This window comes from Xanthomonas sp. LMG 12460 (genome assembly GCF_009192895.1).
In the GTDB taxonomy this organism is placed as follows: Bacteria; Pseudomonadota; Gammaproteobacteria; order Xanthomonadales; family Xanthomonadaceae; genus Xanthomonas_A; species Xanthomonas_A sontii.
In genome coordinates this window covers 56,580-80,064 of the sequence record NZ_NKUH01000034.1, presented here as the reverse complement: position 1 = coordinate 80,064, position 23,485 = coordinate 56,580, and the positions used below count along the sequence as shown (strand labels likewise).

General features: G+C 70.1%; 25 protein-coding genes and 1 pseudogene. 20 read left to right on the top strand and 6 right to left on the bottom strand.

The window, feature by feature from the left end:
* Positions 1–111: 111 nt before the first annotated feature.
* Positions 112–576: a peptide-methionine (R)-S-oxide reductase MsrB gene (gene msrB / locus CEK66_RS08150; protein WP_152236528.1), complete on the bottom strand. Its 465-nt coding sequence runs from the start codon at positions 574–576 to the stop codon at positions 112–114.
* Positions 577–690: 114 nt separating this feature from the next.
* Here msrB and CEK66_RS08145 point away from each other — a divergent pair, with 114 nt between their 5' ends.
* Together CEK66_RS08145 and CEK66_RS08140 are read left to right on the top strand one after the other, a co-directional pair.
* Positions 691–1,164: a hypothetical protein gene (locus CEK66_RS08145; RefSeq protein ID WP_226978537.1), complete on the top strand. Its 474-nt coding sequence runs from the start codon at positions 691–693 to the stop codon at positions 1,162–1,164.
* A 122-nt stretch (positions 1,165–1,286) separates the two neighbouring features.
* Positions 1,287–1,667 (top strand): host attachment protein, encoded by a 381-nt coding sequence (locus tag CEK66_RS08140; RefSeq protein ID WP_017914941.1) that lies wholly within the window; start codon positions 1,287–1,289, stop codon positions 1,665–1,667.
* Between the two features lie 20 nt (positions 1,668–1,687).
* On the opposite strand, the gene CEK66_RS08135 is transcribed toward CEK66_RS08140, so the two are convergent.
* On the bottom strand, positions 1,688–2,167 hold the full coding sequence (locus tag CEK66_RS08135; RefSeq protein ID WP_017908762.1) for an Lrp/AsnC ligand binding domain-containing protein: 480 nt from the start codon (positions 2,165–2,167) through the stop codon (positions 1,688–1,690).
* 136 nt (positions 2,168–2,303) lie between these two features.
* Here CEK66_RS08135 and CEK66_RS08130 point away from each other — a divergent pair, with 136 nt between their 5' ends.
* Both CEK66_RS08130 and alr read left to right on the top strand, forming a co-directional pair.
* Positions 2,304–3,611: a D-amino acid dehydrogenase gene (locus CEK66_RS08130; RefSeq protein WP_152236526.1), complete on the top strand. Its 1,308-nt coding sequence runs from the start codon at positions 2,304–2,306 to the stop codon at positions 3,609–3,611.
* Positions 3,590–4,663: an alanine racemase gene (gene alr / locus CEK66_RS08125; protein ID WP_152236525.1), complete on the top strand. Its 1,074-nt coding sequence runs from the start codon at positions 3,590–3,592 to the stop codon at positions 4,661–4,663. The genes CEK66_RS08130 and alr overlap by 22 nt, the downstream gene beginning before the upstream one ends.
* Before the next feature lie 48 nt (positions 4,664–4,711).
* Here alr and CEK66_RS08120 read toward each other — a convergent pair whose 3' ends face one another.
* A complete protein-coding gene (locus CEK66_RS08120) occupies positions 4,712–5,284 on the bottom strand; it encodes a DUF3016 domain-containing protein (RefSeq protein ID WP_150411046.1) in 573 nt (190 codons plus the stop codon).
* A gap of 192 nt (positions 5,285–5,476) precedes the next feature.
* Here CEK66_RS08120 and CEK66_RS08115 point away from each other — a divergent pair, with 192 nt between their 5' ends.
* From CEK66_RS08115 to CEK66_RS08095, 5 genes and pseudogenes are all read left to right on the top strand, one after another.
* Positions 5,477–5,947 (top strand): hypothetical protein, encoded by a 471-nt coding sequence (locus tag CEK66_RS08115; protein ID WP_017914945.1) that lies wholly within the window; start codon positions 5,477–5,479, stop codon positions 5,945–5,947.
* Between the two features lie 19 nt (positions 5,948–5,966).
* The gene (locus CEK66_RS08110) at positions 5,967–6,215 is read left to right on the top strand and encodes a hypothetical protein (RefSeq protein ID WP_148828011.1); all 249 of its coding nucleotides are present in this window, start codon (positions 5,967–5,969) and stop codon (positions 6,213–6,215) included.
* A gap of 221 nt (positions 6,216–6,436) precedes the next feature.
* Positions 6,437–8,380, top strand: a pseudogene (locus CEK66_RS08105) (ATP-binding protein); the annotation flags it as partial.
* A 68-nt stretch (positions 8,381–8,448) separates the two neighbouring features.
* Positions 8,449–8,769: a DUF3247 family protein gene (locus CEK66_RS08100; protein ID WP_152236521.1), complete on the top strand. Its 321-nt coding sequence runs from the start codon at positions 8,449–8,451 to the stop codon at positions 8,767–8,769.
* Positions 8,770–8,843: 74 nt separating this feature from the next.
* A complete protein-coding gene (locus CEK66_RS08095) occupies positions 8,844–10,178 on the top strand; it encodes a sorbosone dehydrogenase family protein (RefSeq protein ID WP_193312602.1) in 1,335 nt (444 codons plus the stop codon).
* 474 nt (positions 10,179–10,652) lie between these two features.
* On the opposite strand, the gene CEK66_RS08090 is transcribed toward CEK66_RS08095, so the two are convergent.
* A complete protein-coding gene (locus tag CEK66_RS08090) occupies positions 10,653–10,916 on the bottom strand; it encodes a hypothetical protein (protein ID WP_017908770.1) in 264 nt (87 codons plus the stop codon).
* 144 nt (positions 10,917–11,060) lie between these two features.
* Here CEK66_RS08090 and CEK66_RS08085 point away from each other — a divergent pair, with 144 nt between their 5' ends.
* Positions 11,061–12,131 (top strand): methyltransferase, encoded by a 1,071-nt coding sequence (locus CEK66_RS08085; protein ID WP_152236518.1) that lies wholly within the window; start codon positions 11,061–11,063, stop codon positions 12,129–12,131.
* Entirely contained in the window at positions 12,128–12,835 is a 708-nt protein-coding gene (locus CEK66_RS08080) for a pseudouridine synthase (RefSeq protein WP_152236516.1), read from the top strand. The genes CEK66_RS08085 and CEK66_RS08080 overlap by 4 nt, the downstream gene beginning before the upstream one ends.
* 82 nt (positions 12,836–12,917) lie before the next feature.
* On the opposite strand, the gene CEK66_RS08075 is transcribed toward CEK66_RS08080, so the two are convergent.
* Together CEK66_RS08075 and CEK66_RS08070 are read right to left on the bottom strand one after the other, a co-directional pair.
* A complete protein-coding gene (locus CEK66_RS08075; protein WP_152236515.1) occupies positions 12,918–13,487 on the bottom strand; it encodes a DUF1415 domain-containing protein in 570 nt (189 codons plus the stop codon).
* A gap of 89 nt (positions 13,488–13,576) precedes the next feature.
* The gene (locus tag CEK66_RS08070) at positions 13,577–14,506 is read right to left on the bottom strand and encodes a LysR family transcriptional regulator (RefSeq protein WP_017908774.1); all 930 of its coding nucleotides are present in this window, start codon (positions 14,504–14,506) and stop codon (positions 13,577–13,579) included.
* A 161-nt stretch (positions 14,507–14,667) separates the two neighbouring features.
* Between CEK66_RS08070 and CEK66_RS08065 the strand changes: the two genes are divergently transcribed.
* From CEK66_RS08065 to CEK66_RS08025, 9 genes are all read left to right on the top strand, one after another.
* Positions 14,668–15,837 (top strand): muconate/chloromuconate family cycloisomerase, encoded by a 1,170-nt coding sequence (locus CEK66_RS08065; protein ID WP_148828006.1) that lies wholly within the window; start codon positions 14,668–14,670, stop codon positions 15,835–15,837.
* 2 nt (positions 15,838–15,839) lie between these two features.
* Positions 15,840–16,130 (top strand): muconolactone Delta-isomerase, encoded by a 291-nt coding sequence (gene catC / locus CEK66_RS08060; RefSeq protein ID WP_170268170.1) that lies wholly within the window; start codon positions 15,840–15,842, stop codon positions 16,128–16,130.
* Positions 16,131–16,211: 81 nt separating this feature from the next.
* Entirely contained in the window at positions 16,212–17,150 is a 939-nt protein-coding gene (catA, locus tag CEK66_RS08055) for a catechol 1,2-dioxygenase (RefSeq protein ID WP_148828004.1), read from the top strand.
* A gap of 87 nt (positions 17,151–17,237) precedes the next feature.
* A complete protein-coding gene (locus CEK66_RS08050; RefSeq protein WP_152236513.1) occupies positions 17,238–18,593 on the top strand; it encodes a Rieske 2Fe-2S domain-containing protein in 1,356 nt (451 codons plus the stop codon).
* Positions 18,590–19,078, top strand: a complete 489-nt coding sequence (benB, locus tag CEK66_RS08045; protein WP_017908779.1) for a benzoate 1,2-dioxygenase small subunit — start codon at positions 18,590–18,592, stop codon at positions 19,076–19,078. Before CEK66_RS08050 ends, benB begins: the two co-directional genes overlap by 4 nt.
* 26 nt (positions 19,079–19,104) lie before the next feature.
* Positions 19,105–20,136 carry a benzoate 1,2-dioxygenase electron transfer component BenC gene (gene benC, locus CEK66_RS08040; RefSeq protein ID WP_043093402.1) on the top strand — a complete coding sequence of 344 codons (1,032 nt, stop codon included), beginning with the start codon at positions 19,105–19,107 and terminating at the stop codon, positions 20,134–20,136.
* Positions 20,133–20,906 (top strand): 1,6-dihydroxycyclohexa-2,4-diene-1-carboxylate dehydrogenase, encoded by a 774-nt coding sequence (locus CEK66_RS08035; protein WP_017908781.1) that lies wholly within the window; start codon positions 20,133–20,135, stop codon positions 20,904–20,906. The genes benC and CEK66_RS08035 overlap by 4 nt, the downstream gene beginning before the upstream one ends.
* A gap of 109 nt (positions 20,907–21,015) precedes the next feature.
* Positions 21,016–21,978 (top strand): alpha/beta hydrolase, encoded by a 963-nt coding sequence (locus CEK66_RS08030; RefSeq protein ID WP_152236512.1) that lies wholly within the window; start codon positions 21,016–21,018, stop codon positions 21,976–21,978.
* A gap of 32 nt (positions 21,979–22,010) precedes the next feature.
* Positions 22,011–23,474, top strand: coding sequence for a benzaldehyde dehydrogenase (locus CEK66_RS08025; RefSeq protein ID WP_152236511.1), 1,464 nt, complete (start codon positions 22,011–22,013; stop codon positions 23,472–23,474).
* Positions 23,475–23,485: the final 11 nt, after the last annotated feature.

Sequence of the window (23,485 nt, the reverse complement as noted above, 5' to 3'; positions counted from 1 at the left end):
GGGTGGGGCTGCGCTGACAGGCGGCCAGGGCCAGTGGCAGGAGCAAAAGGGGAAGCAACGGAGTTCGACGCATACCGGTGGTCTCCCTGTGGCGGCGCGGCTGCGCCGGAATCAGGCCGGTTCGGTCTCGCCGCCGCTGCGGTGCAGCGGGTTGGGCAGCGCCTGGCCCTGTTCGGTGAACTGCAGCGACACCGAATTCAGGCAGTGGCGCTCGCCGCTCGGCGGCGGGCCGTCCGGAAACACATGGCCGAGATGGCTGTCGCAGCGGGCGCAGACGATCTCGGTGCGGATCATGCCGTGGCTGGTGTCGCGTATCTCGCGCACGTGGTCGGGGTGGTAGGGCGCGAAGAAGCTCGGCCAGCCGGTGCCGGAATCGAACTTGGCGCTGGAGCGGAACAGCGGCAGCCCGCACATCCGGCAGGTGTAGACGCCCTCCAGCTTGTTGTCCAGGAACACGCCGCAGAACGGCGCTTCGGTGCCGTGCTGCAGCAGCACCCGGCGTTCCTCCGCATTCAGTCCGCCGATCAACTGCTCGCGCTCGGCAGCGGTAGGAGGCGTGAGGTCGAATCGGCTCATGGCGGGGCCCGTGGCTGGAGGAGGGGAAAACAACATGAGGGCTGTACGGGGTGGATCAAGCGCGCCGCGCCGCGTCGACGCCGAGTTGGCGATGCGCTAGCGTGGAACGCTCTCTTGCGGCCCGTCGATGGAGCCACCGTGAAGCGCCTGCTGCCCTGCGTTGCCATCGCCCTGCTCGTGCCGGCACTCGCCGCCGCGCAGAGTCTCCAGCCAGTCCCCGGCGCACCGGCCGGCAATCGCGACGCCAACACCCTGCAGTCCGCGCCGCCGCCGGCGCCCTCGGTGGCCAGCCGCCTCGACGAGCGTCCTCCGGCATCGGCCTCCGCTCCCAAGACGACGCCAGCCCCCTCCAACCTGGACGACCGGCCGCAGGGGCAGGCCAAGCGCAAGCACCCGGCCAGCCAGGCGGTGCCGGCGGCCGCCGCGCTCGCCGACCCGTCCGCACGCCGCCCGGTCCGCCTCTACGACCGCCGCGGCCAGCTGGTGCCCGGGGCGATGCAGGTGGGGCCGAACCGCGCGCTGGATACCCGCACCGGCCGTTACTACGACACCGTGCCCAGCGGTGACGGGGTCCGCATCCAGGACTGAGCGCCTGCGCCCCGGCGGCGAACGCGCGGCGAATGCCGCGTGGCCGCCATCCTCACGAATCGGTTCCTAGACTGACGGACCGGCCGCGACTGCCGCGGCGCCATGTTTTCGCAGGAGAACCGATGAGCAAGCTTCCCGACAACACCCTGATCGTCGTCGCCGACCGCACCAGCGCGCGCCTGTTCCGGGTCAATCTGGCCGGCGAGACCGCGCTGCTGGAGCAGACCGAAGTGCTGAACCCGACGCCGATCGAGGGCGTGGAGGACGGCGACCGGCCGATGACCATGGATGAAGCCGGGTTCGTGCGTCAGATCGCCGAGCGCCTGTACCAGGACGCGTTGCGCGGCGATGTCGAGCACCTGATGCTGGTCGCCGACCCGCACACGCTGGGGCAGTTGCGGCCGCTGCTGCACAAGGAGGTCCAGAAGCGGGTGGTGGCCGAACTGGCCAAGAACCACGCCAATTCCTCGCGCGACGACCTCGAGAAGCTGCTGGTCTCCTGACCCGCCCTCGCGCGGAACGCTCAGTCGGCGATCGGCAGGCTGAGCGTTTCCTTCACTTCCTCCATCACGATGTAGCTCTTGGACTCGCGCACATGCGGCAGGGTCAGCAGGGTGCTGCCCAGCAGCTTGCGGTAGGACGCCATCTCGCTGATGCGGGCCTTGAGCAGGTAATCGAAGTCGCCCGAGACCAGGTGGCACTCGAGCACGTTGGGCAGCTTCAGCGCGGCGCGGCGGAACTCCTCGAAGATGTCGCCGGACTTGTAGGCCAGGCTGATCTCCACGAATACCAGCAGGCTGGCCTTGAGGTAATGCGGGTCCAGCCGCGCGTAGTAGCCGGTGATGGCGCCGTCGCGTTCCAGTCGGCGCACCCGCTCGGTGCACGGAGTGGTGGACAGGCCCACCCGCTCGCCCAGTTCGGTGAAGGAGATGCGCCCTTCCTGCTGCAGGATGCGCAGGATCTTGCGGTCGATCTTGTCCAGTTCGCGGAGGCGTGCGGCCATGCGGGGCGGTCTCAGGGGTTTGGCCTGCCAGGCCGGCAGAAGTCAGGGGAAAATCCTGGGTTGTGCTGCCTATACTGCACCGAACTTCTGCCCTGGCGCCATCCAGCCAGGGATTTGATCCGAACGGAGTAGGCGCATGCGGGTTCTGGTTCTCGGCAGCGGTGTGATCGGCACGGCCACGGCGTGGTATCTGGCCCGCAGCGGCTGCGAGGTGACGGTGGTCGACCGCCAGCCGGCGGCCGGGCTGGAGACCAGTTATGCCAATGCCGGCCAGGTCTCGCCCGGCTACGCCTCGCCGTGGGCGGCGCCCGGGGTGCCGCTGAAGGCGCTGAAATGGCTGTTCCAGCGCCATGCGCCGCTGGCGATCACCCCGACCGCCGATCTGCAGCAGTACCTGTGGCTGGCGCAGATGCTGCGCAACTGCACCGCCGAGCGCTACGCCATCAACAAGGCGCGGATGGTGCGCCTGTCCGAGTACAGCCGCGACTGCCTGGACCAGCTGCGTGCCGAGACCGGCATCGCCTACGAAGGCCGCCAGCTCGGGACCACCCAGTTGTTCCGCACCCAGCAGCAACTGGACGGTGCGGCCAAGGACATCGAGGTGCTGCGCGAGTACGGCGTGCCCTACGAGCTGCTGGACCGTGCCGGCATCGCCCGGGTCGAGCCGGCCCTGGCCAACGCACCGGCGACCCTGGTCGGCGCGCTGCGCCTGCCCAACGACCAGACCGGCGACTGCCGCCTGTTCACCCAGCGCCTGGCCGCGATGGCCGCCGCGGCCGGCGTGCAGTTCCGCCAGGGCGAGACCATCGAGGCGCTGCAGGCCGATGGCGACCGCATCGATGGCGTGCGCATCGGCGGGCGGGTGGAGCGGGCCGACCGCTACGTGGTCGCGCTGGGCAGCTATTCGCCGGGCCTGCTGGCGCCGCTGGGCATCCGCCTGCCGGTGTACCCGCTGAAGGGCTACTCGCTGACCCTGCCGATCCGCGACGCGGCGCTGGCGCCCACCTCCACCATCCTCGACGAGAGCTACAAGGTGGCGATCACCCGCTTCGACGCGCGCATCCGCGTCGGCGGCATGGCCGAACTGGCCGGTTTCGACCTGTCGCGGCCGGCACGGCGCCGCGCCACGCTGGAGAAGGTGGTCAACGACCTGTACCCGCGCGGCGGCGACCTGGCCGCGGCCGAGTTCTGGACCGGGCTGCGCCCGGCCACCCCGGACGGCACGCCGGTGGTCGGCGCCACCGGCTACCGCAACCTGTTCCTCAACACCGGCCACGGCACGCTGGGCTGGACCATGGCCTGCGGCTCGGGCCGCTACCTGGCCGACCTGATGGTCTCGCGGCAGCCGCAGATCAGTGGCGAGGGCCTGGACATCTTCCGTTATTCCCGCGGTTCCGCCGCGTCCGTCGCCGAGGCCGTCGCGTGCGCCCAGCCCGTGCATTGATCGATCTCGCCGCGCTGCGCCACAACTACCGCCTGGCCCGCCGGCTGAGCGGCGGCAAGGCGCTGGCGGTGGTCAAGGCCGATGCCTACGGGCACGGCGCGGTGGCCTGCGCGCGCGCGCTGGACGGCGAGGCCGACGGCTTCGCGGTGGCCTGCATCGAGGAGGCGCTGGAATTGCGCCAGGCCGGCATCGCCGCGCCGATCCTGCTGCTGGAAGGCATCTTCGACGCCGACGAACTGCCGCTGGTCGCCGAACACCGGCTGTGGTGCGCGGTGGCCTCGCCCTGGCAGGTGGAGGCGATCGCCGCCTTCGCCGCACCGCAGCCGCTGTGCCTGTGGCTGAAGCTGGACAGCGGCATGCACCGGCTGGGCCTGGCGCCGGAGGAATTCCGCGCCGCGCACGCGCGCCTGAGCGCGCTGCCGCAGGTCGAGCGGCTGGTGCTGATGAGCCACTTCGCCCGCGCCGACGAACTCGATAGCGCGCGCACCCGCGAGCAGGTGGAGGTGTTCCGTCGGGCCACCGCCGGCCTGGCCGGCGAGACCAGCCTGTGCAACTCGCCGGCCCTGCTCGGCTGGCCGGAGCTGCGCAACGACTGGGGACGGCCGGGACTGATGCTGTACGGCGCCGACCCGTTCGCCTCCGCGGCCGCGCTGCCCGGCGAGCTGCGCCCGGTGATGACCCTGCAGTCCAGGATCATTTCCGTGCGCACTATCGCGCCGGGCGAGCCGGTCGGCTACGGCGCGCGCTTCGTCGCGGCGCGTCCGACCCGGGTCGGCGTGGTGGCGATCGGTTATGCCGACGGCTATCCGCAGTTCGCGCCCAACGGCACCCCGGTGCTGATCGACGGCGCGCCCGGCGCACTGATCGGGCGCGTGTCGATGGACATGCTGACCGTGGACCTGACCGACCACCCGCAGGCCGGGCTCGGCAGCGAGGTGCAGTTGTGGGGCGAACAGCCGCGCATCGACGCGCTGGCCGGGCGCTGCAGTTCCAGCGCCTACCGCTTGCTGTGCGGCCTCAAGCGCGCGCCGCGCGTCTATCTCGACGCGTAAGCCAATGGCTGACGGCGCCGGCGCGATACCGGCGCCGCGCGTGCGGCCTCAGCGCTCGGCGACTGCGCTGTCCTTGTTGCGGAACTGGCGGCGCAGCCAGTCGTCGAGCATGCGCTTTTCGTAGCGCAGCGGATCGGTGCTCAGGCCGACCGAGCTGTTGTACAGGTAGCTGGGGTCCATCAGTTTCGGCTGGCCCTGCGCGATCACTTGGCCGTCGGCGCCGTACAGGGTGAAGTCGAGGCTGATCCGCGGCGGGTACAGGTCGCGCATCACCCGCACGTCGTTCCAGTTCGGGCCGTGCCACGGCTCGAAGTCGCCGGCGCGCTTGATGTCGGTCAGCTTGATGTCCAGGCGCTGCCCGGGCTGCAGTTGCTTGGCGGCCTGCTTCTGCAGGTAGGCGGCCAGGTCCTGCACCCAGTCGCCGCGTTCGGCTTCCCAGCGGTTGCGGCTCTGCCGCAGTTCGCTGAAGGTGGACGGGTCGGCCCAGCTCACCTGCACCGGGCCGTCGCTGACGAGGCTGCGCGGCGCTTGCGGGTCGGTGACGTTGCGGATCTCGGCGGAGGCGCCGCCCGCCCACAGGCAGGCAAGCGCCAGCGCCGTCCAGGCATAGCGGATCTTCATGGCGGATCTCCAGGAGGCGTGCGTCCAGTGTGTGCCTGTGCCGGCGTGCCCGCAATCGCGGCGAGGCGTGCGGCGACGACCGTTGGCCGCCGATTCATCCGCTCCGGCGTGACGGGCGGCTCACATCGCCTCGCCGCCTGCTTCACGGCGCGCGCGGGAGCATGGCCGCCACTCGAGCACGACGGGGATCGCATGAAGACGCCGCTGTTCCACCAGGCCCACACCGGCAGCGATGTGCGCCTGCAGTTCATCGACTGGGCCAAGCGGCATGGGCACAGCCCGGCCAGCGGTGCGGCCGCGTTCGTCGAGCACCAGGCCAACCTGGACGAGGCGGCGCGGCAGTTGCGCCTCAACCCCGGCGACGACGTGCGCCATCTGCTGCGGCGCTACCTGGTCTCGCTCGGCGAGGCGCAGGACGTGGCCGTGCAGTTCCCGCCCAGCTACCACTACCGCAGCCCGCAGGGGCAGAGCTTCCGCTACACGCTGACCCTGGTGCTGGCCGAAGACGGCGTGGAGTGGAAGGCGCGGGTGTGGACCGGCCTGGAGTACCTGGGCCTGATTGTCGGCCGCGGTGCCGGCCCGCGCGCCAACTACACCCGCCTGGCGCGGATGGCGGTGGAGCACGAACTCGCCGGCGACGCGCCTCGTTTCACGCTCGGCTGAGCAATTCAGGAACGTTGTCATGTCCGTCGTCAGCGCACCCGAGCGATCCGTGGTTCCCGAAGAATGCCGCCGGCAATGCCGGCAGCTGGGGCCGGCACGCGTGCAGCAGTTGCTGGAATCCTCTTCGCCGCCGCCGTGGCGCGAGGAAGCCGAGCGTTGGCTGGAAGAGCAGGCCTTGCGCAGCGCGCGCCTCACCCAGTGGATGGTGCTCGCCGGCATCGGCCTGTCGTTGCTGGGCATCGTGCTGGTGATCGCGTTCTTCTGGTGACATCGTTCGGGCAGGCGCAGCACAGGCGCTGGCTTGACGGCGGCGGAGTGGCTTAACAAGATGGGGGTTTACGCCTTGCCGCTCCTGGCGCATCGTCGTTGCGCCGCGTATGCCGGGCACCGTCTTCATCCGTTGCCGTAGGCCGCTTCCAGAGCTAGTCCGTCATGCATGCCAGTCCAGACTCCACCGCTTCCTCGTTCGCGCAGGCGACGGACCTGCAGTACCGCGAGATCTTCGACAAGATCGATTCCGGCTTCTGCGTGATCCAGATGCTGTTCGAGGGCGAGCGCGCGGTCGATTACGTGTTCCTGCAGGTCAATCCGGCCTTCGAGCGCGAGACCGGCCTGCGCGATGTGGTCGGGCGGCGCATGCGCGAGATCTCGCCGACCCACGAGGAGCACTGGTTCCAGCGCTACGGCGCCGTCGCGTTGACAGGTCGTCCGGACAAGTTCGAGAACTTCGCGACTGCGCTGGACCGCTGGTGGGCAGTGGATTCGTTCCGCGTCGGCGCGCCGGAACTGCGCCAGGTCGCCGTGCAGTTCCTCGACATCACCGAGCGCAAGCGGATGGAGCGCGACCTGGCCGAGAGCGAGGCGCGCTTCAGCGCGCTGGCCGAGGGCCTGCCGATGCCGGTGTGGGTGCTGGACGCCCAGGGCGAAATGCGCTTCACCAACACCGCCTATGCCGAATTCTTCGGCATCGATCTGGACACCGATGCTGCGCGCCCGGGTTGGGGCGACGTGCTGCATCCGGAAGACGTGGGCGTGTTCGCCTACGAATTGCGCAACGCGCTGCACGACCAGCGCAACCTGCGCGCGCTGGTGCGCGCGCGCCGCCACGACGGCGAGTGGCGCTGGGTGGAAATGACCGCGGTGCCGCGCTATTCCGCCGAGGGCCAGTTCATCGGCCTGGCCGGCAGCAGTCCGGACGTCACCGAACGCCGCGACATCGAACTGGCGCGCGAGCAACTGCTGGAATCCGAGCGCAGCGCACGCAACGCCGCCGAGAGCATGGCACGGCTGAAGGACGAATTCCTGGCGACGCTGTCGCACGAACTGCGCACGCCGCTCACCACCATCCTCGGCTGGAGCGACCTGCTGCTGCAGCGGCTGCCGCCGGGCGACCCGAGCAGCAAGGGCCTGTCGGTGATCGCCAGCAGCGCGCGCGCGCAGCAGCGGCTGATCTCGGACATGCTCGATCTCAGCAGCATGCTGCTGGGCAAGGTGCAGTTGGAAGTGGAGGCGCTGGACCTGGCCGAACAGGTGCGCGAGGCGATGCGCGCGCAGGAGCCGGTGGCCGAAGGCAAGGACCAGGCGCTGACCCTGCAGGCGCCTTCGCAGCCGTGCATGGTGCTGGGCGACGCCACGCGCCTGCAGCAGGTGTTCTGGAACCTGTTGTCCAACGCGATCAAGTTCACGCCCGCGCACGGGCGCATCGCCCTGGCGATCGCGCTCGACGACGATGGCGAGCACGTCAGCGTGGCGGTGCGCGATTCCGGCGACGGCATTCCGCCGGAATTCCTACCGCACCTGTTCGGCCGCTTCCGCCAGGCCGACAGCACCACCACGCGTCTGCACGGCGGCCTCGGCCTGGGCCTGGCGATCGTGCAGCAGCTGGTGGAAATGCATGGCGGCCAGATCAGTGCGGCCAGCGAAGGTCGCGGCTGCGGCTCGGTCTTCACCGTGCGCCTGCCGCTGCACCGCGATGCGCCGGGCTCGCGCCCGCTGCGCGAAGTGCGCGCGTTCGCGATGGCCGAACAGGTGGTCGAGGCGTATTCGCTCAAGGGCGTGCGCCTGTTGGCGGTGGAGGACCAGCCGGACATGCTCGACTACCTGCGGCGCCTGCTCGAGGAGCAGGGCGCGGAGGTGGTCGCGGTGGGCTCGGCCAGCGAGGCGCTGGAGGTGCTCGACGGCGGCGGCCATGCGGCGATCGACGTGATGGTCACCGACATCGGCATGCCGGGCATGGATGGCTACGGGCTGATCCGCACCGTGCGCGAGAACATGGGCCTGGGCGCGGACGAACTGCCGGCGGTCGCGGTGACTGCGCTGGCGCGTGCCGACGATCGCCAGCGCGCGCTGCAGTCCGGCTTCCAGGAACACCTGGCCAAGCCGTACAGCGTGGCGCAGTTGGTCTCGGCGGTGCGCTTCGCGCGGCAGCGTTAGCGCGGTCTTGCCCGCCGGCTCACGCGGCCGGCGTTAGGGTGCTGCGGTTCCCCCTCAGGAGTCCGCCGATGACCCAGTTTGCCGAGCGTATCCACACCGACCAGGCGCAGATCCATGCGCTGGAAGCGTTGATCCTGCAACTGCCCGGGCAGGCGCATGTGCGCATCGAATTGCACGACGGCAGCGTGTGCTTCGGCACCGTGTCGGTCCGGCCCAGCATCCAGCAGTTCCGCGACGCCGATGGCAACGAGGGCAGCAATGCGCAGGTGCGCATCGACGACCTCGACGATCCGGCCCGGCACCGCTACCTGTGGCTGGACGAAATCCGCAGCGTGCGTCAGTTGCCGGCGCGGCCCTGGGAGACCGATCCGCGCGGCGACGCCTCTTGACGCATCTTTCACTTTTTTCGCGTCGGGGCTGTGCATCATCGGCGTTCCCCCGTGTTCCCGGATATCCAAGACACATGGCCATGTCTTCGCCGATTCGCGCCCGTTGGGTGTTGTGTGCGCTCAGTGCCGCCCTGCTCGCCGCCTGCGGCGACACCGCCAAGCACTCCATCGAGGAGGGCATGGGGCCGGATCCGGTGTTGCCCGATCCGGTCAAGCGCATGATCCCCACGGTCAAGGTCGCCGAGGTCAAGCGCTGGGCCGATGGCGCCGCGCCGATGCCGGCCGCCGACCTGGCGGTGCAGGCCTTCGCCCGCGACCTGGACCATCCGCGCTGGCTGTATGTGCTGCCCAACGGCGACGTGCTGGTCGCCGAGACCGCCGAGCCGCCGGCACCGGAAAAGGAGAGCAGCGGCCTGCGCGACAAGATCCAGGGCGCGATGATGGCCAAGGCCGGCGCCGCCGTGCCCAGCGCCAACCGCATCACCCTGCTGCGCGACGCCGACGGTGATGGCGTCGCCGAAGTGCGCACGCAGTTCCTCAAGGGCCTGTATTCGCCGTTCGGCATGGCCCTGGTCGGCGACCGTCTTTACATCGCCAATGCCGATGCCCTGGTCAGCTTCCCGTACAAGGACGGCGACACCCAGATCACCGCCGCGCCCAGCTTCGTCGCCAACCTGCCCGGCGGCATCAACCACCACTGGACCAAGAGCCTGCTGGCCAGCCGCGACGGCAAGAAGCTGTACGTGGGCGTCGGCTCCAACAGCAACGTCGCCGAGAATGGCATGGAGCAGGAACTCAACCGCGCCGCGATCCTGGAAGTGGACGCCGCCAGCGGCGCCACCCGCGTGTTCGCCAGCGGCCTGCGCAATCCGGTCGGCCTGGCCTGGCAGCCCGGCACCGACACGCTGTGGACCGTGGTCAACGAACGCGACGAGATCGGCAGCGACCTGGTGCCGGATTATCTGACCTCGGTGCGCGAGGGCGGTTTCTACGGCTGGCCGTACAGCTACTACGGCCAGCACGTGGATGAGCGCGTGCAGCCGCAGAACCCGGAGATGGTGGCCAGCGCGATCAAGCCGGACTACGCGCTGGGCGCGCATACCGCCTCGCTGGGCCTGGCCTTCTACGAAGGTGCGCTGCTGCCGCAGCCCTATCGCGGCGGCGCCTTCATCGGCCAGCACGGCTCCTGGAACCGCGACCCGCCGTCGGGCTACAAGGTGATCTACGTGCCCTTCGCCAACGGCAAGCCCAGCGGCAAACCGCAGGACGTGCTGACCGGCTTCCTCGACGCCGAGGGCCGTGCGCAGGGCCGCCCGGTCGGCGTGGCGGTGGACAAGCCGGGCGCGCTGCTGGTCGCCGACGACGTTGGCAATGTGGTGTGGCGGGTGACGCCGAAGCCGGGCAAGTAAGCGGCGTGGTGAGTCGCGTGTTTCCGCATCGATCGTAGAAGCGGCTTCGGCCGCGGCGCGGGGTTCATGGTCGCGATGCGGGATTGATGGCTGCGACGTGGGCTTCATGGTGAAGCCCGATCGCGGCTTAGGCCGTTCCTACAAAGGACCACTGCGGCGGTGTGGCGCGTGCCCCCAGGGCTGCTGCAGCGCGCATCTCATTGCGCGGCCGCGTGCTTCGAAAAACATGCGCAGGCACCCATAGGAGCGGCTTCAGCCTCGACGGGTCTTACAGGAAAACCACGACCGCAGCCGCTTCCTGGAAGCCGGCCTTGTTTGCTGCAATCGAAAATCGCGCGAGTGGGCACGAGGGCAAATGCATCTCTGCTAACGCGTGCAGGAGCGGCGTCGGCCGCGACCGGGATGGCCTGGCACGACCTGGTCGCGGCCGACGCCGCTCCTGCAGGTTTGATTGACCGAGCCGGAAGCCCGGCGTCAGTGCTCCACAGGCGCCGGTTCCACACCGAAGCGGCGGGCGTAGCCGCGTTCGTTGAAGACGCGCTCCACTTCGGTGTCGCCCAGTTCCGGGGCGGCATAGACGGCATAGACCACGCTGCCGTCGTCGCGTGCGCCGCGCTGGTGCAGGCGGTAGCGCGGACGCCCGGTGCCGGTGTTCTCCGGGTAGTGCAACGGCGGCTGGCTGCCATCCAGGTCCACTTCGCTGTTGTCGACGACGCCGCCGATGAACACTGCGCGCATGCTGCCTCTCCGGTCATTGGGTGCCTTGCAGCCTAGGCGCGGCGATGTTGCCGAAACATCAATGATGCGTTGGATTCGCGCAAAACCGGGGTCGCTGCGCACTGCCGGTAGAATGCGCGTCCCTGTTCCGATGACTCACGCCCGATGCCGGCTGCGCAAGACGCCCCCCTCGACACCCTGTTCCTGCCGTTCGCCCAGGGCGTGCTGCGCTGGCCTGCCGGCAAGTTGCTGTTCCTGCGCGCCCGCGACGGCTGGGCGCTGCGCCAGCACGCGCAGCCGCCGCAACTGGTCTGCGAGCAGGACTACCGGCCGTTCGCCAGCGCGCTGCAGCAGGGCGGCTGGACCGTGCGCGCCGAGCAGGACGGCGCCGCCGACACCGGCGGCTACGCGCTGGTGCTGGTGCTGCCGCCGCGCCAGCGCGAGGAAGCGCGGGCGCTGCTGGCGCGCGCCGTGGCGCTGGCCGCGCCGGGCGGCATCGTGGTGGCCTGCCAGGCCAACAACGAGGGCGCGCGCTCCGGCGAGGACGACCTGCAGCAATTGGCTGGACTCGGCGGCAAGCTGACCAAGCACCACTGCCGCGTGTACTGGACCGCGCCGCTGCAGGGCGGCCACGACGCCGCGCTGCAGCAGCGCTGGGCGACGCTGGATGCGGTGCGGCCGATTCTCGACGGTCGCTTCCGCAGCCGCCCGGGCGTGTTCGCCTGGGATCGCATCGACCCGGCCTCGGCGCTGCTGGCCGAGCACCTGCCCGCCGACCTGCGCGGCCGTGCCGCCGATCTCGGCGCCGGCTACGGCTACCTGTCGGCCGAACTGCTGGCGCGCTGCCCGCAACTGACCGCGCTGGACCTGTTCGAGGCCGACGCGCGCGCGCTGGCGCTGGCGCGCGCGAATCTGGCGCAGGCACCGGCCGTCCCGACGCTGGGTTTCCACTGGCACGACGTGACCACCGGACTGCCGGGGCAGTACGACGTCATCGTCAGCAATCCGCCGTTCCATGCGCCGGGGCGGATGGAGCGGCCGGACATCGGCCGGCGCTTCATCGCGGTGGCGGCGCAGGCGCTGGCGCCCGGCGGGCGGCTGTTCCTGGTCGCCAACCGGCATTTGCCCTACGAGGCGGTGCTCGACGCCAGCTTCGGGGAGACCGAGGTACTCGCCACCCGCGACGGCTTCAAGCTGATCCACGCGGTGCGCAGCCGTGCCGGAGCGCGCCGATGAAACTGGTCAAGCACCTGGCCAACCTGGGCTACGGCAGCCGCAAGCAGGTGGCGCTGATGTTCCGCGAGGGCCGCATCACCGACGCCGAGGGCGAGGTGCTGTATGCCGACGACCAGGTGCCGCACGCGGCGATCCGGGTCGACGGCGAGCCGCTGGACCCGCCGCCCGGGCTGATCCTGGCGCTGCACAAGCCGGTCGGCTACACCTGCTCGACCAAGGATCCGGGACGCATCGTCTACGACCTGCTGCCGCCGCGCTTCCGCCTGCGCTCGCCGCTGCTGTCCACGGTGGGGCGGCTGGACCGCGACACCAGCGGTCTGCTGCTGATGACCGACGACGGTGCGCTGCTGCATCGCATCGTCTCGCCCAAGGCGCGGCTGGCCAAGGTCTACAAGGCCACCCTGGCCGAGGATCTGCGCGGCGACGAGGCCGCGCAGTTCGCCAGCGGCACGCTGATGCTCGACGGCGAGACCACGCCGCTGCTGCCGGTGCAACTGGAGACGCTGGGGCCGCGGCAGGTGCGTGTGGCCCTGCACGAAGGCCGCTACCACCAGGTGCGGCGCATGTTCGCCGCCGTCGGCAACCACGTGGCCGCGCTGCACCGCAGCCGCATCGGCGGCTTCGGCCTGGACGATCTGCCTTCCGGCCAGTGGCGGGTGCTGGACGCGGCGGACGTGGCGGTGCTGTTCGAGGGCCGGGATTAGGGAGTCGGGATTGGGGATTGGCAAAAGCGCGTGGCGCCACGCACCGTCGCAAATCCCGCTTCTACGAATCCCGAATCCCCAATCACGAATCCCGCTCCCCAACCGCCCGCTTCCAGCCCTCCAGCCCCAGCTTCTCCAGGGTCTGCAGATTGCGCTCGACGATCACGTCCGCGTCCGGGAATGCGGCCACTGCGCGTTCCACGCTGTCCTCGCGCAGCAGGTGCAGGGTGGGGTAGGGCGCGCGGTTGGTGTAGTTGCCGATATCGTCCGGCGCGGTGCCGGCGAACTGGTACTGCGGATGGAAACTGGCCACCTGCAGCACGCCCTGCAGGTCCAGCGCCTCGACCGCGGCGTCGGCGTTGTCGAGGAAGTCGTTGTAGTCCAGGAAGTCCTGCAGCACGTCCGGGTGCACGATCAGCGTGGTGTCGATCTGCTCGGCCGGGGTATCGCGCAGCAGCACCAGTTCTTCGGCCAGTTGTTCGAGCAGCGCCTCGGGGGTACTGGCGTCGCTGAGCACGTAGCGGATCTGCTGCTTGACGTACACCGCCTTGGCGAACGGACACAGGTTCAGCCCGATCACCGCGCGCTCCAGCCATCGGCGGGTCAGGGCGATCGGGTCGTCGGAGGCGGGGGCAAGCGAGGTGGGAGGCATGGCGTCGGCGGCGGCGAAGGGGCGGCGCGCGTGGGCACGGGGCCGCGCGCGGCGGCCAGTGTATGCCGGATAGGCGCCGGTGGCCGGGGTTACGGTGCGTTCCAGCGGTTGTAGGACACGTCCAGCCACGGCGGATGCTCGGCATACATCTCGCGGATCAGTTGCTTGGTCAGTTCCACCAGGCCGGAGTCGTCGTTGCGGCGATAACTCATGATGATCGGCGAGGTGGCGTGTTCGTCGTCGATCAGGCGGTAATGCAGGTCGCTGCGCATCGACCGCGCCGAGGCCGGGATCAGGCAGATCCCGCTCTCGGCCGCGACCAGGCCCAGCGCGGTCTGCAGCTCGCGCACCTCCTGCAGTTCGCTGGGATGCGCGCCGTGATCCTGCAGCAGCGACAGCACCTGATCGGCGAAGCTGGGGCGCGGATGGCTGGGATAGAGCAGCAGCCGTTGCCCGGCCAGCGCCGCCGGCGGCAGCGGCGCGTCCTCCGCGGCCAGCGGGTGTTCCATCGGGATCGCCGCGACCAGGCGCTCCTCGCGCAGGACCAGGCGTTCGACATGCTGGTCGCTGCTGCGCACGCGGCCGAAGCCCAGGTCGATGCGGCCTTCCTTCAGCGCTTCCACCTGCTGGCTGGACATCAGCTCGACCAGGCGCACTTCCAGGTCCGGTCGCGCCTGCCGCAGGCGCCGCACCACCGTGGGCAGACCGCCGTACAGGGTGGAGGCGACGAAGCCGATCGAGGCCACGCGGCGCTCGCTGCGGCCGAGCCGGCGCGCGGCCTCGGTCATCTGCTCGACCCGGCCCAGCACCTGCAGCGCTTCCTCGTAGAACAGCCGTCCGGCGTCGGTGAGACGCAGCGGGCGGCTGCGCCGTACCAGCAGCGGCACGCCCAGTTGCTGCTCGATCTGCTGGATCTGCCGGCTCAGCGGCGGTTGCGCGATATGCAGGATTTCTGCGGCACGGGTGAAGTTGCGTTCGCGGGCGACGGCCACGAAGTAGCGGAGTTGACGCAGATCCATAGACGCTCGCTGTGGCGGAAAGTTACATGACATTCAAAGTATGCTGTGCTGCAGCAAATCATGAACGTCTAGGTTTCCCGCCATACTATATCTTCAGGGTATGAAATGGTGCTGCATTCAGTCTTGGACGGCAGTGCCGTGCCGGGCCAAGAATCGGCGCCATGTCACCGCACCCCACCACCGCCACCGTCGAACGCGTCGAGACGCTGCTGCTCGACCTGCCCACGATCCGCCCGCATCGCCTGTCGATGGCGACGATGCGCGGGCAGACCCTGATGCTGGTGCGCCTGCATTGCAGCGACGGCGTGGTCGGGCTGGGCGAGGGCACCACGATCGCCGGTCTGGCCTACGGCGCGGAGAGCCCGGAAGGCATGCAGTTGACGATCGACCGCTACATCGCGCCGCTGCTGGTCGGGGCCGATGCCTGCGCGGTGCAGGCGCTGATGCAGCGGATCGGCGGCCTGGTCAAGGGCAACCATTTCGCCAAGTGCGCGATCGAGACCGCGCTGCTCGACGCCCACGGCCAGCGGCTCGGCCTGCCGGTGTCCGAGCTGCTGGGCGGGCGCCTGCGCGATCGCCTGCCGGTGGCGTGGACGCTGGCCTCCGGCGACACCGAACGCGACATCGCCGAGGCCGAACGCATGCTCGCCGAGCGCCGGCACAACGTGTTCAAGCTGAAGATCGGCACGCGCAGCGTCGCCGAGGACGTGGCCCACGTGGCGGCGATCAAGCGCGCGTTGGGGGCGCGCGGCGCGGTGCGGGTGGACGTCAACATGGCCTGGAGCGAGACCGAGGCGGTGCGCGCGCTGCCGGCGCTGGCCGACGCCGGCTGCGAACTGGTCGAACAGCCGGTGGCGTCGCTGGCGGCGATGCGGCGGCTGATGCGGCGCTTCCCGATCGCGCTGATGGCCGATGAGATGCTCAACGGCCCGGACAGCGCGTTCCAGGCCGCCCAGCAGGGCGCCGCCGACGTGTTCGCGGTGAAGATCGAACAATCCGGCGGCCTGTTCGCCGCGCAGAAGGTCGCCGCGATCGCCGATGCCGCCGGCATCGGCCTGTACGGCGGCACGATGCTGGAAGGGGCGATCGGCAGCATCGCCTCGGCCCATGTCTTCGCCACCTTCCCCCATCTGCAGTGGGGCACCGAACTGTTCGGGCCGCTGCTGCTGACCGAAGAGATCCTCGCCGAGCCGCTGCGCTACGAGGATTTCCATCTGCACGTACCGCGCGCGCCGGGCCTGGGCATCGCCCTGGACGAGGCGCGGGTGGATGCCTTCCGTCGCGACCGCCGCCGCGTGGCGGTGCCGGTCGCGCCCAGCCAGGAGCCATGACCATGCTGTTCCACGTGACCATGGAAGTGAACCTGCCCGGCGACATGCCGCCCGAGCGCGCCGAGCAACTCAAGGCGCAGGAAAAGGCGCGTTTCCAGGAACTGCAGCGCAGCGGCCAGTGGCGGCACATCTGGCGGGTGGTCGGGCAATACGCCAACGTCAGCATCTTCGACGTGGCCGACAACACCCAGTTGCACGCCCTGCTGCTGTCGCTGCCGCTGTTTCCCTACATGCGTATCGCCGTCACGCCGCTGTGCCGGCACCCGTCCTCGCTGTACGAGGACGATCGCTAGAACCGAAGCAACGACGCTTCCCTGGGGAGGGGAACGTCTCAAGGCAGCCAACGCCACCATGAGCAAAGAAGGGACCATACGATGAGCGTCAAGATTTTCGAGACTGCGAACGTGCAGGCATTTCTGCGGTCGGTCTGCGGTTTGGACCAGGCCGGCGGCGACGCACGGGCGAAGCAGATCATGCACCGGTTGTTGTCGGACCTGTTCAAGGCCATCGACGACCTGAACGTCACCCCCGACGAATACTGGACCGCCGTCGCCTGGCTCAACGACCTGGGTGCGGCCGGTCAGGCCGGGCTGATCTCGCCCGGGCTGGGCGTTGACCACTTCCTGGACCTGCGCCTGGACGCCATCGACGCCGAACTGGGCATCGACAATCCGACCCCGCGCACCATCGAAGGGCCGCTGTACGTGGCCGGTGCGCCGGTGGCGCACGGCTTCGCCCGGCTCGACGACGGCAGCGACGAAAACGGCCATACCCTGATCATGCACGGCACCGTGTACGCCGCCGACGGCCGCCCGCTGCCCGGCGCCACGGTGGAGGTGTGGCACTGCGACACGCGCGGTTTCTATTCGCACTTCGATCCCACCGGCAAGCAGGCGCCGTTCAACATGCGCCGCACCATCGTCGCCGACGACAACGGCCAGTACCGTTTCCAGAGCATCGTGCCCAAGGGCTACGGCGTGCCGCCGGGCAGCCCGACCGAACGCCTGCTGTTCGCGCTCGGCCGCCATGGCCAGCGTCCGGCGCACATCCACTTCTTCGTCGGCGCCGACGGCCACCGCAAGCTGACCACGCAGATCAACATCGCCGGCGACCCGCTGGTCAACGACGACTTCGCCTACGCCACCCGTGACGGCCTGGTGCCGGCGATCGTCGAGCACAGCGACGCGGCCAGCATCGCCGCCAATGGCGTGGACGGTCCGTTCGCCGAGATCCATTTCGACTTCCGCCTCACCGCGCTTGTCGACGGCGTCGACAACCAGGCCAACCCGCTGCGCCGGCGCGCCGCCGCCTAGGCGTCTGCTGCGCCAACCGCGTCCGTCGTCGTCGCGGCGGCCTGCCGCCGCGCACGGCCGCCGCCTTCCCCCAGGAGACAACGCCACATGTCCGCCGTCATCGACAAAGCGACCGCGCTCGACGACCTGCTCGCCAGCGCCGTGCAGGACGACCATGCCGAAGGCAGGTTCCGCTGCCGCCGCGACATCTTCACCAACGCCGACCTGTTCGAGCTGGAGATGAAGCACATCTTCGAGGGCAACTGGATCTATCTGGCGCACGAGAGCCAGATCCCCGCGCCGAACGACTACTACAGCACCTACATCGGCCGTCAGCCGGTGGTGATCACCCGCGACAAGCACGGCGAACTGCACGCGGTCATCAACGCCTGCGCGCATCGCGGCGCGATGCTGTGCCGGCGCAAGCACGGCAACAAGGGCAGCTTCACCTGTCCGTTCCATGGCTGGACCTTCTCCAATACCGGCAAGCTGCTCAAGGTCAAGGACGAGAAGACCACCCAGTACCCGCCGCAGTTCGGCCAGGACGGCAGCCACGATCTCAAGCGCGTGCCGCGCTTCGAGAGCTACCGCGGCTTCCTGTTCGGCAGCCTGCGCGAGGACGTGGCGCCACTGCACGAGTTCCTGGGGCAGACCCGGATCATCATCGACCAGATCGTCGATCAGGCGCCGCAGGGGCTGGAAGTGCTGCGCGGCAACTCGTCCTATGTCTACGACGGCAACTGGAAGCTGCAGATGGAGAACGGCTGCGACGGCTACCACGTCAGCACCGTGCACTGGAATTACGCCGCCACCATGAGCCGGCGCAAGCAGGAAGGCACCCCGGCGGTCGATGCCGGCAGCTGGAGCAAGAGCGTCGCCGGCGTGTACGGCTTCGAGAACGGCCACATCCTGCTGTGGACCAAGACCATGAACCCGGAAGTGCGCCCGGTGTACGCGCAGCGCGAGGAACTGGCGCAGCGCCTGGGCGCCGACCGCGCCGCGTTCATCGTCGAGCAGACGCGCAACCTGTGTCTGTATCCGAACCTGTTCCTGATGGACCAGTTCTCCACGCAGATCCGCGTGGTCAGGCCGCTGGACGTGGACAAGACCGAGGTCAGCATCTTCTGCTTCGCGCCCAAGGGCGAAAGCGCGCGCGACCGTGCGCTGCGCATCCGCCAGTACGAGGATTTCTTCAACGTCTCGGGGATGGGCACCGCCGACGACCTGGAGGAGTTCCGCGCGTGCCAGGCCGGCTACGCCGCCGGCGCGGCGCCGTGGAACGATCTCAGCCGCGGCGCGCCGTTGTGGATCGACGGCCCCGACGAGAATGCGCGGCGGATGGGACTGGCGCCGCTGCTGTCGGGCGAGCGCAGCGAGGACGAAGGCCTGTTCGTGCGCCAGCACGCGTACTGGGCGGAGGCGATGCGCGAGGCGATCGCACGCGAACGCGAGGGTACGGCATGAGCACCGACTACCAGACCATCTGCGCCTTCCTGTACCGCGAGGCGCGCCTGCTCGACGACCGCCAGTGGGACGAGTGGCTGACCCTGTACGCCGAGGACGCGGTGTACTGGATGCCGGCCTGGGACGACGACGACCGCCTCACCGACGATCCGCAGTCGCAGATCTCGCTGATCTACTACGCCGATCGCTCCGGGCTGGAAGACCGCGTGTTCCGGATCAAGACCGAGCGCTCCGGCGCCTCCACGCCGGAGCCGCGCACCAGCCACAACCTGAGCAACATCGAGGTGCTGTCCGAGCACGGGCAGGACATCGAGGTGCGGCACAATTTCCACACGCTCAGCCATCGCTACAAGGTCACCGACCAATTCTTCGGCACGGTGACGCTGACCCTGCGCCGGCAGGACGACGCGCTGCGCATCGCGCGCAAGACCATCGTGCTGAAGAACGATTACATCCGCCAGGTCGTCGACGTCTACCACGTCTGATCGGCACGCACCTGCGAGCAACCGCCATGTCCTATCGCATCGCGCTGAATTTCGAAGACGGCATCACCCGCTTCATCGACTGCAACGACGGCGAGACGGTGCTCGACGCCGCCTTCCGCCAGCGCATCAACCTGCCGATGGATTGCGCCGACGGCGTGTGCGGCACCTGCAAGTGCCGCGCCGAACGTGGGCGCTACGATCTGGGCGAGGACTACATCGAGGACGCGCTCAGCGCCGATGAAGCCGCCGCCGGCATGGTCCTGACCTGCCAGATGCGGCCGCAGTCGGACTGCGCCGTGGCGGTGCCGGCGACCTCGCTCGCCTGCAAGACCGGGAGCGTGCACTTCCAGGCCACGGTGGCGGCGGTGGTCGCGCATGCCGACGCCGCGCTGGAACTGACCCTGGAGACGATCGGCCCGGCGCCGGCCTTCCTGCCCGGCCAGTACGTCAACATCGCCGTGCCCGGCAGCGGCCAGTTGCGCGCGTATTCCTTCAGTTCCGCGCCGGGTGCGTCCACGCTGACCTTCCTGATCCGGCGCGTCCCCGGCGGCCTGATGAGCGCCTACCTGGACGCGGCCACGCCGGGACAGGTCCTGGACCTCAACGGCCCGCTGGGCAGCTTCTACCTGCGCGAGATCACCCGGCCGCTGCTGTTGCTGGCCGGCGGCACCGGCCTGGCGCCGTTCCTGTCGATGCTGGCGCAATTGCAGGCCAGCGGCTGCGCGCATCCGGTGCATCTGATGTACGGCGTGACCCGCGGCGCCGACCTGGTGCTGCTGGAGCGCCTGCAGGCGCTGGCCGAGCAGGCCGACTGGTTCACGTTCGATACCTGCGTGGTCGATCCGGCGGCGGCGCATCCGCGCACCGGCTACGTCACCGAGCACCTGCCTGCGCACGCCCTGCACGGCGGCGACGTGGACGTGTACCTGTGCGGACCGCCGCCGATGGTCGAAGCGGTGCGCACGCATTTTTCCGGCATCGGGCTGGTTCCGGCCGCCTTCCACTACGAGAAGTTCACCCCCAGCGCCGTGGCGCCGGTGCAGGAACGGGCCGCATGAGCGCGCGTTTCGCCGGCAAGGTGGTGGTGGTCACCGGCGCGGCGCAGGGCATCGGCCTGCGCGTGGCCGAGCGTGCCGCCGCCGAGGGCGCACGGCTGGTGCTGGTGGACCGCGCCGCCCATGTCGCCGAACTGTCCCAGGCACTGGCGCCGGCCGAAGTCGCCACGCTGGTGGCCGACCTGGAACACTACGAGGAGAACGCGCGGGCGATGCAGTTCGCGCAGGCGCAGATGGGCCGCATCGACGTGCTGGTGAACAACGTCGGCGGCACCATCTGGGCGCAGCCGTACCAGGAATACACCCCGGCGCAGATCGAGGCCGAGGTGCGGCGCTCGTTGTTCCCGGCGCTGTGGGGATGCCGCGCGGCGCTGCCGTACATGATCGCGCAGGGCGGTGGGGCGATCGTCAACGTCTCCTCCATCGCCACCCGCAGCATCCATCGCGTGCCGTACGGCGCGGCCAAGGGCGGGGTCAACGCGCTGACCGCGTGCCTGGCGTTCGAGCACGCCGCGCATGGCATCCGCGTCAACGCGGTCGCCCCGGGCGGTACCGAGGCGCCGCCGCGGCGGGTGCCGCGCAATGCCGATGCGCAGAGCGCGCAGGCGCAGGCCTGGTATCAGCAGATTGTCGCGCAGACCGTGGAATCGAGCCTGATGAAACGCTACGGCACGCTCGACGAGCAGGCCGCGGCGATCCTGTTCCTGGCCTCGGACGAGGCTTCCTACATCACCGGGACGGTGCTGCCGGTGGGCGGCGGCGACCAGGGATGATCCACCCGCCCGGCCCGCCGTGCGCGCGTCGCCGCGGCCTGTCGCCACGCACCGGCGGCGCCCACTGACCCCCGTGTCCTCACCTCTGTCCTTTCCTGGAGCGAACGCCATGCAGTCCCCTCTCTTCGACCCTTCGCGGCTGGCGCCGGACGTGCTGGCGGTGTTGCAAGGCATGGCCGCCAGCGGCGCGCCCCCGCTGGAGACCCTGCCGATCCCGCAGCTGCGCCAGGCCTACGGTCAGATCGGCGCGCTGCTCGGCGGCACGCCGTTGCCGGTGGCCGAGGTCCGTGCGCTGATCGCCACGGGGCCGGCCGGTCCGATCCCGCTGCGCCTGTATCGGCCGGTCAGCGCGCCGCAGGCCACCGCGGCCATCGTCTATCTGCACGGCGGCGGCTGGAGTGCCGGCGATCTGGACACCCACGATCCGGTCTGCCGGCGCCTGGCGCAGGCGGCCGCGTGCGCGGTGGTGGCGGTGGACTACCGGCTGGCGCCGGAACATCCGGCCCCGGCCGGCCCGCAGGACGTGGTCGCGGCGATCGCCTGGCTGGCGGCGCACGCCGGCGAGCTGGGCCTGGATGCCGGCCGCCTGGCCGTGGCCGGCGACAGCGCCGGCGGCAGTCTGGCGGCGGTGGCCTGTCAGCAGTTGCGCGGCAGTGCGGTGGCGCTGCGCGCGCAGGCGCTGTTCTATCCGAGTACGGATCTGTCGCCGGCATCGCAGGACTTTGCGGCGCGCCACGAGAACGCGCATGTGCCGCCGCTGACGCTGGCGGTGATGCAGGCGATGTCGGCGCCGTTCGTGGCCGAGTACGACCCCAGCGACAGCCGGCTGTCGCCGCTGCGCGCGGCCGATCTGCGCGGACTGCCACCGGCCTTGATCTACACCGCCGCCTGCGACGTGCTGCGCGACGACGGCCGCCACTACGCCGATGCCCTGCGCACGGCCGGGGTGGCGGTGGAGTACGTCGAACTGCCGGGCATGGTGCACGGCTTCGTCGAAATGGCCGGCGTGCTGCCGGCCGCCGTGCGCGCCATCGAACATGCCGCCGCCTTCCTGAGCGCGCGACTGGCATGACCGGCAACCCCGATTCCCAGGAGAACACCCGCATGAACGATACGCTTTTGCTGCAGCACGATTTCTGGCACGGAGCGCTTTTCACCGGTCAGTGGCAGGCCGCCACCGAGAGCGCGGAGGCGATCGCGCCGGCCAGCGGAGAGCAGCTCGGCCGCGTCGGCCTGGCTGGCCCGGCGCAGGTCGCGGTCTCGGCCGCCGCCGCTGCGCAGGCGCAACGCGGCTGGGCCGCGGCGCCGTATGCGCAACGCGCGCAGGTACTGCGCCAGGCCGCGCAACTGGCCGAGCGGTTCCAGCAGGAGATCGCCGATTGGCTGGTGCGCGAGAGCGGTTCCACCCAGGGCAAGGCAGGCTTCGAGGCGACCCTGTGCGCGACGGCGCTGCACGAGGCGGCGGCGCTGCCGTCGCGCAGCGCCGGCGAGGTGCTGCCATCCACGCCCGGGCGGCTGAGCCTGGCGCGGCGGCGTCCGCTCGGCGTGGTCGGGGTCATCGCGCCCTTCAACTTCCCGCTTTACCTGGCCATGCGCGCGGTGGCGCCGGCGCTGGCCCTGGGCAACGCGGTGGTGCTCAAGCCCGATCCGCGCACCGCGATCTGCGGCGGCGCGGTCATCGCGCGGCTGTTCGAACTGGCCGGCCTGCCGGCCGGCGTGCTGCACGTGCTGCCCGGCGATGGCGGCGCCGGCGCCGCACTGACCGCCGATCCGCACGTGGCGATGATCCAGTTCACCGGTTCCACCGCGGCCGGGCGCAAGGTCGGCGAGGCGGCCAGCCGTCATCTGAAGAAGGTGTCGCTGGAACTGGGCGGCAAGAACTCGCTGATCGTGCTCGACGATGCCGACCTGGATCTGGCGATCGCCAACACCGCCTGGGGCGCGTATCTGCACCAGGGCCAGATCTGCATGTCCGCCGGCCGCGTGCTGGTGCAGCGCGCACTCTACCCGCAGTTCGTCGAGCGGCTGGCGGCCAAGGCCAGGAGCCTGAGCGTCGGCGACCCGGCCAGCGGCGAGGTCGCGCTCGGCCCGTTGATCGATGCGACCCAGCGCGATCACGCCGCGCGCCTGGTCGCGGCCGCGCGCGAGGCCGGTGCCACCGTCGCCGCCGGCGGCGGCTACCGCGACCTGTTCTTCGAGCCCACCGTGCTCAGCGACGTCACCCCCGACAACCCGGCCTTCCGCGAGGAGATCTTCGCTCCGGTGGCGGTGGTGGTGCCGTTCGACACCGATGCCGAGGCCGTCGCCCTGGCCAACGACACCGAGTACGGGCTGTCGATGGCGGTGCTGTCGGCCGACGTCGGCCGCGCAATGGCGCTGGGCGAGCAGTTGCGCACCGGCCTGCTGCACATCAACGACCAGACCGTCAACGACGAGGTGGTCAATCCGTTCGGCGGCGTCGGCGCCTCCGGCAACGGCAGCAGCATCGGCGGCCCGGCGAACCTGGAAGAGTTCACCCAGTGGCAGTGGTTGACCGTCAAGGGCGCAGCGCCCGCCTATCCGCTTTGAACCCCAGGAGA

Excerpts from the sequence above, each read along its gene's own strand:
- msrB (WP_152236528.1), bottom strand. The coding sequence starts at position 576 with ATGAGCCGATTCGACCTCACGCCTCCTACCGCTGCCGAGCGCGAGCAG.
- CEK66_RS08140 (WP_017914941.1), top strand. The coding sequence starts at position 1,287 with ATGAGCAAGCTTCCCGACAACACCCTGATCGTCGTCGCCGACCGCACC.
- CEK66_RS08135 (WP_017908762.1), bottom strand. The coding sequence starts at position 2,167 with ATGGCCGCACGCCTCCGCGAACTGGACAAGATCGACCGCAAGATCCTG.
- CEK66_RS08130 (WP_152236526.1), top strand. The coding sequence starts at position 2,304 with ATGCGGGTTCTGGTTCTCGGCAGCGGTGTGATCGGCACGGCCACGGCG.
- CEK66_RS08120 (WP_150411046.1), bottom strand. The coding sequence starts at position 5,284 with ATGAAGATCCGCTATGCCTGGACGGCGCTGGCGCTTGCCTGCCTGTGG.
- CEK66_RS08115 (WP_017914945.1), top strand. The coding sequence starts at position 5,477 with ATGAAGACGCCGCTGTTCCACCAGGCCCACACCGGCAGCGATGTGCGC.
- CEK66_RS08110 (WP_148828011.1), top strand. The coding sequence starts at position 5,967 with ATGTCCGTCGTCAGCGCACCCGAGCGATCCGTGGTTCCCGAAGAATGC.
- CEK66_RS08100 (WP_152236521.1), top strand. The coding sequence starts at position 8,449 with ATGACCCAGTTTGCCGAGCGTATCCACACCGACCAGGCGCAGATCCAT.
- CEK66_RS08095 (WP_193312602.1), top strand. The coding sequence starts at position 8,844 with ATGGCCATGTCTTCGCCGATTCGCGCCCGTTGGGTGTTGTGTGCGCTC.
- CEK66_RS08090 (WP_017908770.1), bottom strand. The coding sequence starts at position 10,916 with ATGCGCGCAGTGTTCATCGGCGGCGTCGTCGACAACAGCGAAGTGGAC.
- CEK66_RS08085 (WP_152236518.1), top strand. The coding sequence starts at position 11,061 with ATGCCGGCTGCGCAAGACGCCCCCCTCGACACCCTGTTCCTGCCGTTC.
- CEK66_RS08080 (WP_152236516.1), top strand. The coding sequence starts at position 12,128 with ATGAAACTGGTCAAGCACCTGGCCAACCTGGGCTACGGCAGCCGCAAG.
- CEK66_RS08075 (WP_152236515.1), bottom strand. The coding sequence starts at position 13,487 with ATGCCTCCCACCTCGCTTGCCCCCGCCTCCGACGACCCGATCGCCCTG.
- CEK66_RS08070 (WP_017908774.1), bottom strand. The coding sequence starts at position 14,506 with ATGGATCTGCGTCAACTCCGCTACTTCGTGGCCGTCGCCCGCGAACGC.
- CEK66_RS08065 (WP_148828006.1), top strand. The coding sequence starts at position 14,668 with ATGTCACCGCACCCCACCACCGCCACCGTCGAACGCGTCGAGACGCTG.
- catC (WP_170268170.1), top strand. The coding sequence starts at position 15,840 with ATGCTGTTCCACGTGACCATGGAAGTGAACCTGCCCGGCGACATGCCG.
- catA (WP_148828004.1), top strand. The coding sequence starts at position 16,212 with ATGAGCGTCAAGATTTTCGAGACTGCGAACGTGCAGGCATTTCTGCGG.
- CEK66_RS08050 (WP_152236513.1), top strand. The coding sequence starts at position 17,238 with ATGTCCGCCGTCATCGACAAAGCGACCGCGCTCGACGACCTGCTCGCC.
- benB (WP_017908779.1), top strand. The coding sequence starts at position 18,590 with ATGAGCACCGACTACCAGACCATCTGCGCCTTCCTGTACCGCGAGGCG.
- benC (WP_043093402.1), top strand. The coding sequence starts at position 19,105 with ATGTCCTATCGCATCGCGCTGAATTTCGAAGACGGCATCACCCGCTTC.
- CEK66_RS08035 (WP_017908781.1), top strand. The coding sequence starts at position 20,133 with ATGAGCGCGCGTTTCGCCGGCAAGGTGGTGGTGGTCACCGGCGCGGCG.
- CEK66_RS08030 (WP_152236512.1), top strand. The coding sequence starts at position 21,016 with ATGCAGTCCCCTCTCTTCGACCCTTCGCGGCTGGCGCCGGACGTGCTG.
- CEK66_RS08025 (WP_152236511.1), top strand. The coding sequence starts at position 22,011 with ATGAACGATACGCTTTTGCTGCAGCACGATTTCTGGCACGGAGCGCTT.